The sequence below is a fragment of the Cysteiniphilum sp. 19S12-1 genome (assembly GCF_052030685.1).
Lineage (GTDB): Bacteria > Pseudomonadota > Gammaproteobacteria > Francisellales > Francisellaceae > Caedibacter.
In genome coordinates, this window is the sequence record NZ_JBQAJM010000047.1 from 1 (window position 1) to 10,912 (window position 10,912).

9 protein-coding genes and 1 pseudogene are annotated in these 10,912 nt (G+C 37.2%); 4 read left to right on the forward strand and 6 right to left on the reverse strand.

Annotated elements, in window-relative coordinates:
- Positions 1 to 112: 112 nt before the first annotated feature.
- Positions 113 to 1,288, forward strand: coding sequence for a sensor histidine kinase (locus ACTS4L_RS10630; protein WP_440617761.1), 1,176 nt, complete (start codon positions 113 to 115; stop codon positions 1,286 to 1,288).
- A 203-nt stretch (positions 1,289 to 1,491) separates the two neighbouring features.
- A complete protein-coding gene (locus ACTS4L_RS10635) occupies positions 1,492 to 2,151 on the forward strand; it encodes a glutathione S-transferase family protein (protein ID WP_440617762.1) in 660 nt (219 codons plus the stop codon).
- 57 nt (positions 2,152 to 2,208) lie between these two features.
- Here ACTS4L_RS10635 and ACTS4L_RS10640 read toward each other — a convergent pair whose 3' ends face one another.
- The 6 genes from ACTS4L_RS10640 to ACTS4L_RS10665 form a co-directional block, all read right to left on the reverse strand.
- Positions 2,209 to 3,936, reverse strand: a complete 1,728-nt coding sequence (locus ACTS4L_RS10640) for a hypothetical protein (protein ID WP_440652020.1) — start codon at positions 3,934 to 3,936, stop codon at positions 2,209 to 2,211.
- A 71-nt stretch (positions 3,937 to 4,007) separates the two neighbouring features.
- Positions 4,008 to 4,748: a CsgG/HfaB family protein gene (locus tag ACTS4L_RS10645; RefSeq protein WP_440652021.1), complete on the reverse strand. Its 741-nt coding sequence runs from the start codon at positions 4,746 to 4,748 to the stop codon at positions 4,008 to 4,010.
- A gap of 37 nt (positions 4,749 to 4,785) precedes the next feature.
- Positions 4,786 to 5,196, reverse strand: coding sequence for a curli assembly protein CsgF (locus tag ACTS4L_RS10650; protein WP_440617765.1), 411 nt, complete (start codon positions 5,194 to 5,196; stop codon positions 4,786 to 4,788).
- A 27-nt stretch (positions 5,197 to 5,223) separates the two neighbouring features.
- Complete coding sequence (locus tag ACTS4L_RS10655) at positions 5,224 to 6,087, reverse strand: MipA/OmpV family protein (RefSeq protein ID WP_440617766.1); 864 nt, start codon at positions 6,085 to 6,087, stop codon at positions 5,224 to 5,226.
- Between the two features lie 34 nt (positions 6,088 to 6,121).
- Entirely contained in the window at positions 6,122 to 7,114 is a 993-nt protein-coding gene (locus tag ACTS4L_RS10660) for a YncE family protein (RefSeq protein WP_440652022.1), read from the reverse strand.
- Between the two features lie 119 nt (positions 7,115 to 7,233).
- Entirely contained in the window at positions 7,234 to 9,615 is a 2,382-nt protein-coding gene (locus ACTS4L_RS10665; protein WP_440652023.1) for a DUF1566 domain-containing protein, read from the reverse strand.
- Positions 9,616 to 9,870: 255 nt separating this feature from the next.
- On the opposite strand from ACTS4L_RS10665, the gene ACTS4L_RS10670 reads away from it, so the two are divergent.
- Both ACTS4L_RS10670 and ACTS4L_RS10675 read left to right on the forward strand, forming a co-directional pair.
- Positions 9,871 to 10,029 carry a hypothetical protein gene (locus ACTS4L_RS10670; protein ID WP_440617769.1) on the forward strand — a complete coding sequence of 53 codons (159 nt, stop codon included), beginning with the start codon at positions 9,871 to 9,873 and terminating at the stop codon, positions 10,027 to 10,029.
- 15 nt (positions 10,030 to 10,044) lie between these two features.
- Positions 10,045 to 10,593, forward strand: a pseudogene (locus ACTS4L_RS10675) (response regulator transcription factor); the annotation flags it as partial.
- Positions 10,594 to 10,912: the final 319 nt, after the last annotated feature.

A 10,912-nucleotide genomic window follows, 5' to 3' on the forward strand; every position in this document is an offset into this window, starting at 1 on the left:
GGTTTGAGGGGCGTTAAATTGCAAAAAAAGTTTGATTTGAATACTTAATAATCAAAAATTTACCAACTTGGGTATAGGTGCTTGCATCGTACTAGTTATTCAAAGCACGCTGATGATTAAACATCTTTATAAGGATGTTATTGATCAGAAGCATCATTATCGGGTCATCAAAGACTTGATTGATATTCGTGATGCTATGGCAAAATTAGATGTTAACGAGCTTGAGTTAGCTGTTCAAACCTATGAACAGATCACTCGGCATTCGGTATCTATTGCAGTACATTCACATACTAGTGATCATCTGGAACTACATACTTATAATCAGATGATCGAATATTTCAAAACACATAAACAACTATCCTTTGATCAATATTACCCAAATGCTGATAAGTGGGTAGTATTTAGATTCAAACCACATAACCCCTGGACTGATCCGGTGGTTATCATTGCCATTATATTGCGTTTTATTTTTATGTTTATGATCATTTATTTAATTATCTATAGTGGTTTAAAGCTATTTAGACAGTCTATTCATGAACTTGGCAATGGCAATAGCAATCAATCATATGAACAAACCGTATTAAAAGGTAAGGTTTACCTTGGCAATGGCAATAGCAATCAATCATTCCTTGGTAAAACAAAACGTGTCTTAGAACAAAAAGTTAAGGATCTCATTGCTGAGCGAACAATGATTTTAGCGACACTTTTTCATGATATCAAAACACCGCTTGGACGTGCCAAAGTACGCTTACAAACAAAGTATGAACTTGATCAAGTTCCGTCTGATTTAGATGAAATTGATGAGCTTATTAAAGCTACAGTGAGCTATTATCAAGAAAGTACACAGGATACGAGCTTTAAGATCAATACCATTTTTGCCAAACTTAAACAGCAACACCCTGATAAAATCAGCATTAATACGACACAAGATTATATTGTGCACGGCAATGAAACGCTGCTCTATCGAGCCTTTAGTAACATTACCAATAACGCGATTAAATATGCCAAACATTGCACTATTGACTGTGATTTGGAGCAAAATAAGTTAATCATACATTTTCAAGATACAGGTCCTGGTGTTTCTAAGGATAAAATCGATAAGCTTTTTCTAGCCCACCATAAAAACTTGCATAGTGAGCAAAACAGTAAAGGACATGGCCTAGGTCTTGCCATTTGCAAAAAAATTATTGAACTGCACAAAGGAGAAATATCAGCAAGTTCTAATGAGCAAGGCTTATGTATTACAGTGAAATTAACTGCCACTGAAGAAAATACTTCACCTTTATAAAACACATTAGTTAGTACCTCCCCCTTGTGTGAGAGGTCGTACAACTTAGGTTGCACGGATGGGGGGGAGCGTTAAAACACAACTTATTCTTGATTCATTACAAAAACGTTAATCGTTATTAACCATAACAGCATTGGCATCTTGCTTTGTTAATACCATATTTATGGCTTAAGCAAAACCAAATTAATTTTAAGGACAAACTAATGAATATTATCTACGGCACTCAATTATCTCCCTTTGTTAAGAAAGTAATTGCCACATGCGAAATCAAGCAAATCCAATATAATATTGAACCAGTTATTCCTATCAATCAAACAAAAGAATTTATGAGCATTAGTCACCTTGGGAAAATTCCTGCTTTCAAGGATGATCAGATATCACTATATGACTCCTCAGTTATTTGTGATTATTTAGATAGAAAATATCCGCAAAACAGCATCTATCCTAGCGATTTGTATGAACGTACGCTAACGCTGCAATTTGAAGAGTATGCTGACACGCGGTTAGCTGAACATTTAGGCAAAGGGTTAGTTTATGAGAAGATTATAAAGCCAAAATTTCTAAATCAAGCAGCTGATGAGCATATTATTTATAATACTATCAGCAATGAGCTGCCCACAGAACTTCTATATCTTGAAAGCAATATTAAAGACAATTTTTTGATTAACAATCAAATTACCATTGCCGATATTGCCATAGCTGCTTTGTTTTTAAATGCAACTTATGCAGAGTTTCGTGTAGATCAGAATAAATTTCCAAAACTGGCAAACATGCTCTCCAGCATCTGGTCTACACGATATTTCCAAACACTGATAAAAGCAGACCAGCAAAGTTTAGGTTTAGATTTGATAGAAACTAACTAAATAATTATGCCCTTAGTAGCGAAGGGCATTTATAGCGTTTGTTAGGTTTGCTTATAATTAATAATGGTTAAATGCCATCACATTACCATCACCAATCAGTTGAGTGGTGCTTACATAGTTGTCACGCGTTGAAATGGTAGTAACTTCATTAAAATTACCAACAATATTATAATTAATATCGTTCATATTAGCCGCGATTTGATAATCAAATACATTGGAATCACCTTGCGCTTGAAGACGCATGATATTAGTATCACCAACGACTTCTGATAGGATCATATTAGAGTCACCAATAGCATAAAAAGCCAAGTTATTTGAATCTCCTTCAATTAACATACTTAGCTCATTCAAACCACCTCTGGCTTGAGCGATTAAGCGGTTAGTATCTCCTGTGATATCCATATCACTTGTATTGCCATTACCTAATGCATAGTAATTAAGATCATTGCTATTACCCGCAATCATACCATCAAAGCTATTTTCATTACCCAACAATTGAGCCGTGTTTCTATTTAAATTACCCGTCACATCCGATAACATTAAATTTGAATCACCTAAAGCGTAAGCGTTTAAGTTATTTCTTTCGCCTTCGACTAAATTAGTTAGGTCATTCATGTCACCTCTTGCTTGTATATAGCTTGTATTGATCGCTCCTTGAACTTCGGATAATAATTTGTTTGAATCACCCAAAGCATATGAAATAAGATTATTTTGCTCTCCTGTTGCCACGTTATCTATTTCATTTAAATTGCCTGCTGCTTGTGCAATCGCACGGCTTTGATCACCAGTAGCGGTAATAGCTAAATCATTTTCATCACCTACGGCATAAGATAATAACGTATTTCTGGAACCTTCGACAAAGTTGTTACTTATGTTTCGATCTCCTCTTAATTGCAGATTAACATTGTTAATATCACCTGTTATCTCTAGATTTGCCTGACTTAAGTCACCTAAAACATAGGAGTTAAGATAGCTTCTATCTCCTACAAATAATGTCATCAAGCTATTTTCATCACCCATTACTCTGTTGTACACTCGACTGATATCACCCGATATATCAAAATTTTCAACATTCAGGTCACCAAAGGTTTGGCTTCTTACAAAACCATTATTGCCGACGACTGTGGATTGATGATCATTCATATTACCACGAGATTCTGTGTAGATATAATTAAAGTCACCTTCCGATGCAATATCCGCTGTATTACTGTCACCTACTTGCCTTAAAAAGAAAAGGTTACGCTCACCACTGCTACGATAACGTAAGCTGTTTTCCTCAGCCACCGCATTTTGGTAAACATCAACGAATGCAGCATCTCCCACCGTTGTCACAACACTTTTATTTCCTGTCGAAGATGCTGATATTTGATTAATTCTAGCTATTGTATTATTTCCATTTGCGTGCAATAGCGACAGATTCTCCGAACCGCTTTGTGTTAACGACAGCTGCATATTATCACTGTCTAAAATGCTAACACCAATATTGGGTGCAGATGGTTCCTCATTTGTTTGCCTTAATACTATTTGACCTTCATCACCAGTTATTTGACTGACTAAAATATTACTACCTGTTTGATTTACCTCCGTATTTACATTGGTTGTATTTGCTGTCATCGCTTGCAAACTGCCATTAAGTGGTAATGTAATGTCAGGTTGCAAAGCTTCAACTGCTGTTTTCGCAGTATTATGGATTGTTGTAAAGTCTTCTGAAACGGATGCATTCACATTGAGAACGAAAAGAGACATCCCGACTAGACAAGCCATTTTATTTGTCATACTATTCATAGCTAACTCCTGTTGTGTTTTATCCGACGCCAATCGAAGTATAGAACAAACAATGGGAGTTACTTCATTTCTTAAGAAAAAAGTCCATTTTTTTTGCCATCGGTTATTAATTGAGTAATAATATCCTCCAAAATTTCATTTAATACGATGATTTTTGGTTCATTACGCGTAAAGCCAGCTTCTGCTTCTAGTAATTTTTTAAAACTTACAAATTGAAAAATACCAAAGTTCAAACCATATGATAGTATTTTCTTTGTATCAATGACCGAGATCACTACCTCTCCCGAATCAATATCTATCACTCTTAAACTTACGGTCATATGATCTATCTGATATTCTGTAGAGCCTCCAATACCAAAATACTTGGCCCCTGCGCCCCCTGTCGTAATATTGGATTCATAATCGATAATCCCACCTGTTAGAGCGTATCTTGCATAATTCAGTTTGGGGATGGTTTTATCATCTCCCAATTCATTAAGTTTGCGCTCAGTTAAAATAGAATTTAAAATCTTTCGCTCGAGTACATTAAACCAACCGCTGCCAACCAGCTTGGCAATAAGCACAGACTCAGGGTCTTGCGTCACCACTTTAGAATATGTATTAGTTCCATAGTCTGTCGTCTCATATTTCCCCGTTTGATCCTCAAACTTATACACAGCGATATTAATTTTCTGTTTTGGTTTTTGCGTAATATACTCTCTGGCATAAAGGTTATGACCAATCAAAGACTTCGAATAAAACTCAACATCATGATTAGTCATTGCGCAACTGGTTAATAGCAAACAGACCAAACCACTTAAGGGCTTGCACATTTTCGTTTTCACACTGAATACAACCCACGTAATATGCTTAGATACTATCGATAGTGATTTCACTTGAGTTTCCTGTTAGTTTATCGTTAATTTGAATAATAAAGCTATCTCCAAGCTCAATAACCTTTACTTTAAAAGACTCGGTTTCAACATTACCTGCAATGAGATTGCCCTCATCATCAGTGACACTCCTTAAAATGGAGGCTGCAATTTGTGATGTAATGATCGAGTCCAATCTTTCTTGAAAACGCTCAGCCGCCGTTTGTGTTCGCCTAACATTGTTAGAAGAAGGATCTTTGTGATCATTTTGTAAAGTTGCTGATTGCAATAAAAAGGATCCATTATTGGGATGCCCTCCAAAAGATGGGTTCACCGGCTGATAGACCAAATTACCATACCCAACACCAAACAAACATACCGAAGTCATCAGCTTCACTCGATCAACCATTTCTAATCTCCCTATTACACATCTAAATTAAATAAACCGATAGCTCAACACCAAGGATGACGTTAATACATAATACTCACTAATCATCGGGCTGTTAGTCACTTCCGTAGGTAATATATTTAAACGCGCGTTAAATGCCGCACTCCATTTTTGTTTGAACGTATATTTAAATCCAAAACTTAAAAAAGGAGATAGCGCAGCATCCGGCGCATACTCAGATAACCCAGACACTAACATTTCCTTGCAACTCACACCATAGTAATAATTTAATAATTGACTGCTGCTGTATTGAACTCCCCCACCAAAACTCAGCTGAAGCGCATGCTGATTCAGCTGATAGTTCAATAAATTTTTATATCCCAATGTTGACATAAAACCATTTGATTTACCCGTAATATCAAAATCAATAGATAAATTCAAGCGTCCATACGGTGTTAGCAATTGTTGCGACATACCCGCCATCACAATATAGTTTCTTTTATCTAATTGTTGCATCCGTGCATTACTTGACTTACTTGCTTTATAAACCTCAGGATAAAGAAAACCCTCCAACAAGGTCACCATGCTGCCTTGTTGATAAAGCGCGTAAGAGCCATAAGTCCCCACAAAATTAAAGCCACCATCTTGATATTGTATAAATGGAATAGGTAAAATAGTTGGCTCAGTGTTAAGATAAGGGTTAGGCGTCACAATCCCCCCAATCCCAACACTGAGTACCTCTGAAGTGTATTGTCTGCTTTGCGCAGAAACCTGTGACATCATTTTTTCATTGTCACTATTTTCACCACTTACGCCAACGGTAATTAGTAAAAAAAACACCATAATACAGCCAATTAATTTTCCGCTGCTTACTCGGGGCGTACTACAAATATCATCAAAACAATACAACATAATCTTCTCATTCTTCCCACATAAAAGAGTCTCATTAATTACTTAAAGCGAGTCCTACAGGTGAGCTTAGAAACTCTTTAAGCTGGGCTTCACAATCTATAAAATCACCTGCGGGGTTGACATTACACCGCGTTAAGCTATCCGAGTGGTAATTTGTTATATATACCTTCGAATAATTTGAAGTAAACTTCATGCCAACCGGTTTATTCAAAGGAACATCAAACATTTGTTGGCAGCTTACAAAATCACCAGAGCTATTTCGCTGACAACGTGAAACTGTGCTACTTTTATGATCTACTATATAAATCATTTTGTTTTTGCCATTGAACGCAATTGCCATTGGCAAAGTAATCGACATCAAAGTTCGATCCATTTTTGCACAATTTGATAGCGTTGCTGTAACGGCATCAATATTACAACGCAAAATACTATTCATACTCGGCGCTGAATTGACGACATAGGCAAACTGATGATGCTCATCAACGGCAATACCTGTCGGCATCGCAAATTTGTCTGATGATTTGTGGCACGACTCCAATTGATCATTACTGTCAAATTGACAACTGACCACATCGCCATTTGTAAAGGAGGTAAATATTGCATAGCGATCATTTCTATACATATTAGAAGGCACATAATCAAGTGGCAAAGCCGCTGCATGATCCAGTTGCATACAACCAATAATGCTCCCAGATGAAGATAACGGACATTGCAATGCTAGTTTTTTGCCAAACATATATAGTTTACGTTGGTATACCACAACATTATCTGGTACAAGTTCATTAAACACAGATAAGCTCTTGCAATGAACTACATTACCAGCGTTGTTAATGTCGCAATGTAATACTTTGTTTGTCGCACCTCGATTGGTAACATAGATCATCGGTTTGTCCGTTTGTGCTGACTTATCTACAGTTTTGTCCTCTAGTGAAACCACGTTAACTGACATATTAAATGATTCATTAGCAAACAAGCTTGCCCCAGCTAAGTAAGTAGTTAATATAAAAAACATCACTTTTATGTTCACAGATATGACCTCAAGAAATCCTAACAATATCGTTTACAAGCTAGCTCCGGCATTTTGTTTAAAATTCAAATAAACAACAGGTTAAATACCGATCTATCTCTATGCATTCCCTAGGATTACTAATTATTGACAGTGCGCACGAGTATAATATCACCCCAGTTCCCATGGCCACCAGCTGAACTCGACGTCGCATGTGTAAGTCCACTACGTGCATTTATTAAAGTAAACTCACCATTTGGCTTCACCGAAGAGGTCCAGTAATAATCAGACGATCCTAAATTAAAGCTATTGTTATTAATCCACTCCCTCCAAGCACCAACATATGCCAAATTCACTAGACTATGTAGCTCACCATAAGTTGGTAAACGCCAATTTGAATATCCACATAAAGTTGAGTTATTTGCCATGCTCATTGCTTCTGTAAATTTGACGGTTCTGTTTAAATCAGCTTTACCCCACATCAGTCCCGTCAACTCATCATATAAAGCGTCACTACAACTTGCTTCACCTACCTTATCGACATTGCTAAAACGCGGAGTTGGCCAACTTCCCTCTCCTCCTGAACTATCTGGACCGATACTTGGAACAACCGCTTTTTCCGTAGTTCCAGATTTACCGCGAACAGGCAATAATAGATATTGTGAAACATCAATAGGCAAGCGAGTGAGCTGATCAGTAATATCGTTTCTGTTGCTGAACGATGCTACCCAAGCAGTACTACCACTCTCGGACCACCACCAATCAGCAGTCTCTATTCCTAAATATGGAGTAGAAGACCAATAGTGCATTGTCTCATCAATATTATGAAATCCATGATTATTTAACCAATCAGCGCCGCTACCCGTAATTTGGACTAAAGTCTTCAGTTCATTTATTGTTGGCAGCCTCCAGTCGCTATAACCGCACAGCTCTAAATTGTCCGCATAAGTCATCGCGTCGGACCAAAGCCTCCGACCAGATACTTCTCCATCTCGAGCCCAAACTAACCCTGTCAACTGATCCTGAACAGCATCCTCACATACGATATTATCTCCTTGTTTTAATGCTTGAAATCTATTATCCGGCCATGACCAACCATCTTCATCAACATCAGGACCTGAGTTAATTGGAGTTGTCGGCAATAATTCTTTTGAATGGGATTGCAATACTATATTTACTCCTTCCGCATATGATAATACTGATGCTAAAGTCACATTAGCTCCTGCTTTAACTGGGGCAAAAACACCTTTCCATTCGCAACTCGACTTAGGAGTTAATTCAGTTACACCCTGACAAGTACTCTCATCTTGATTAAGTATAAAACCATCCTCCTCGGAAATTGTATTCTCAAAATCTATGCCTGTAGCAGGTAGCGTACTATGAGTATTGCTAAAGGTATAAACGAATGGATAACTTTGTCCAACAGCAACAATACTTGGAATATCTATCGTTTTGACACCACTAACAACTACCTCAACTACTTGCGCAACACTTGTTAGATTAACACCTAAACCCTCGTCATAAAAGATACTTGACGATATCTCGACAGTGGTTTCAACAGCATCTGGTGTAAACGTGCCTTTCCACACACATGAAGAACGTGGTGCTAGCTCAGTTACACCATTACAAGTACTGCCAACCAAATCAATCTTAACCCCTTCAGACTCAGGGAATACATTCTCAAATCTCACACCTGTTGCTTTTAAAACACCACTAAGATTAGTAAAAACGTAAGTAAAAGGATAACTAGTTCCTTTTGTAACGTTAGCTGGAATATCCTTTGACTTATCACCTATAACCCCAACTTCTGAAAAGCCAAAATTTGCCACTTGTAGACCATAATCCATTAACCTTAATTGTCCGCTTAACTTCACATCAGAAGATAAATATAACTCACAAGACTTGCCCGCAGCCAACTCTAATGAGCAAGTATTTTGCTCAAGATTAACATTTAAAACATTACCATTTGCATCTGTAAACTTTGGGGTTTCATCAAAATAAACGGCATTCTTGGTACCGCTATTGCTTATTGAAATATAATTTTGCTTATTTAGGGGTAAAACTGCATTTTTACCAGGCGCCAAACTTAACGGAGCAATACCAACTTCAGTTTGATAGCGCTTAACACCACCATCTGGAAAAGTTATTTTTAATTCTAACGGCGCAACCTCTGCTACTTGCTGCTCAATGGTTGTTGTCACCAATAACTCACAGGCTTCGTTAATTTTTAAATCAACACATGCGTTTTTTGATATATACGCTGCATTAGGAATAATCTCCACTGAATAATACTGATGAGCCTTAACCTTACCGATTTCACCCAAATCATGGCTTTCAACATTAACAAACAATTTAGATTGAACTCCAGCAGCAAGATCAACACTATTAGGATAAGAGACATTATAACCAGAGGCACTTCCAGTGCTTGAGCCATTATCTGCCGATGAATCACCACCGCCACCACCGCATCCAAATAAAATAAACGATGAACACAGAATCGAAATTGTTTTAATTTTACTCATTTTAGCCCCTTTTTTTATTTTCCCATATTTATTAGTAATCATCATTTTCATTACGACCCCTTAAAGCAGTTAACTTGCACACGCCTCCCCTCAGAGATGTTTGTATAATACCCAGTTAAAGCATCTTTTAAACCCCTTGTTTGTTAACAGCCATTAACATAACCTGCGTTTTGATTGCTAACTACATCGAGCAAAATACCGATATAATCATGCTTCACGAATCAAGTAAAAGTGGCTAAACTTGAGTAACAAGCCATGGATATAAATGGGGCAAAAGAAGAAATGAATATTAATAAAGTGCTGATAATTGATGATGACAAAGGCATTGCTGATGCAATAGCGCATTTTTTCGAGCAAAAACTCTTATTTAGCTCACATGCTAGTTGCGGGCAAGATGCTTTGGAAATGCTGTAAAAAGAACACTTCTCGACAGTCATACTAGATCTTAATTTACCTGATGTGTATGGTATTGAGCTATGCAAAAGTATTCGCAAAGAGTTGCCAGATATCCCAATTTTAATTCTCTCCGCAAACACTGGAGAAGTTAATCGTATTATTGGTCTTGAAGCTGAGGCCAATGATTACATGGAAAAACCATTTAATATTCATGAGCTGTATGCGCGTGTTAATAATCTGATTAAATTCAGCATGAACAACAAATCAAATCAAACAAAAGCCATTATCTTTAATTCATTAAGCTATCACTTACACGATAAGACACTGTCAAGTCTAAGTAATAAAATCAATCTAACACAAACCGAGCAGCGTTTACTTGAGCTCTTTCTAACACGCCCAGGACAGGTGATATCCAAACATGAGATTGCCGATAAATTTGGCATGGCAGATCAATCTGACAGTCGCTCACTTGATGTTATTATCAGTCGTCTACGCACCAAGATTGATGACAAACAAGCCAATCTCTTACAAACCATTCGCGGACATGGTTATGTTTTTGTTGGTCGTTTGCAATATAAGTAGTGACTGACCGAATTTGACAGCACAAGCCTGTGATCGTTGAATTTAAGAGTGATATGTGTAGTAATGAGAGCAGTATTCGTGATACAGCTCGTGTATTGAAGGTGAGAACAACTTCACTGCCAATAATTCTTTCCACAACCTGTTTATAATTAAAGCCTAAGCCTGAACAACTTGTTGTTGTAATACCAGTCTTGATAGCAAGTGATTGGGTTTTCTCTAAATGGTTCCTAAAATGCGCTAAAGTGTTACGTCCAACTTTATATGGCTCTTAACTGCTGTTTTTGTCTCGCACTGAATGCGTAGTTTCAGCGCTCCTTAT

What these genes read in the sequence shown, in the direction of transcription:
- ACTS4L_RS10630 (WP_440617761.1), top strand. Translation starts at nt 113, where the DNA reads ATGATTAAACATCTTTATAAGGATGTTATTGATCAGAAGCATCATTAT.
- ACTS4L_RS10635 (WP_440617762.1), top strand. Translation starts at nt 1,492, where the DNA reads ATGAATATTATCTACGGCACTCAATTATCTCCCTTTGTTAAGAAAGTA.
- ACTS4L_RS10640 (WP_440652020.1), bottom strand. Translation starts at nt 3,936, where the DNA reads ATGAATAGTATGACAAATAAAATGGCTTGTCTAGTCGGGATGTCTCTT.
- ACTS4L_RS10645 (WP_440652021.1), bottom strand. Translation starts at nt 4,748, where the DNA reads ATGTGCAAGCCCTTAAGTGGTTTGGTCTGTTTGCTATTAACCAGTTGC.
- ACTS4L_RS10650 (WP_440617765.1), bottom strand. Translation starts at nt 5,196, where the DNA reads ATGGTTGATCGAGTGAAGCTGATGACTTCGGTATGTTTGTTTGGTGTT.
- ACTS4L_RS10655 (WP_440617766.1), bottom strand. Translation starts at nt 6,087, where the DNA reads ATGTTGTATTGTTTTGATGATATTTGTAGTACGCCCCGAGTAAGCAGC.
- ACTS4L_RS10665 (WP_440652023.1), bottom strand. Translation starts at nt 9,615, where the DNA reads ATGAGTAAAATTAAAACAATTTCGATTCTGTGTTCATCGTTTATTTTA.
- ACTS4L_RS10670 (WP_440617769.1), top strand. Translation starts at nt 9,871, where the DNA reads ATGGATATAAATGGGGCAAAAGAAGAAATGAATATTAATAAAGTGCTG.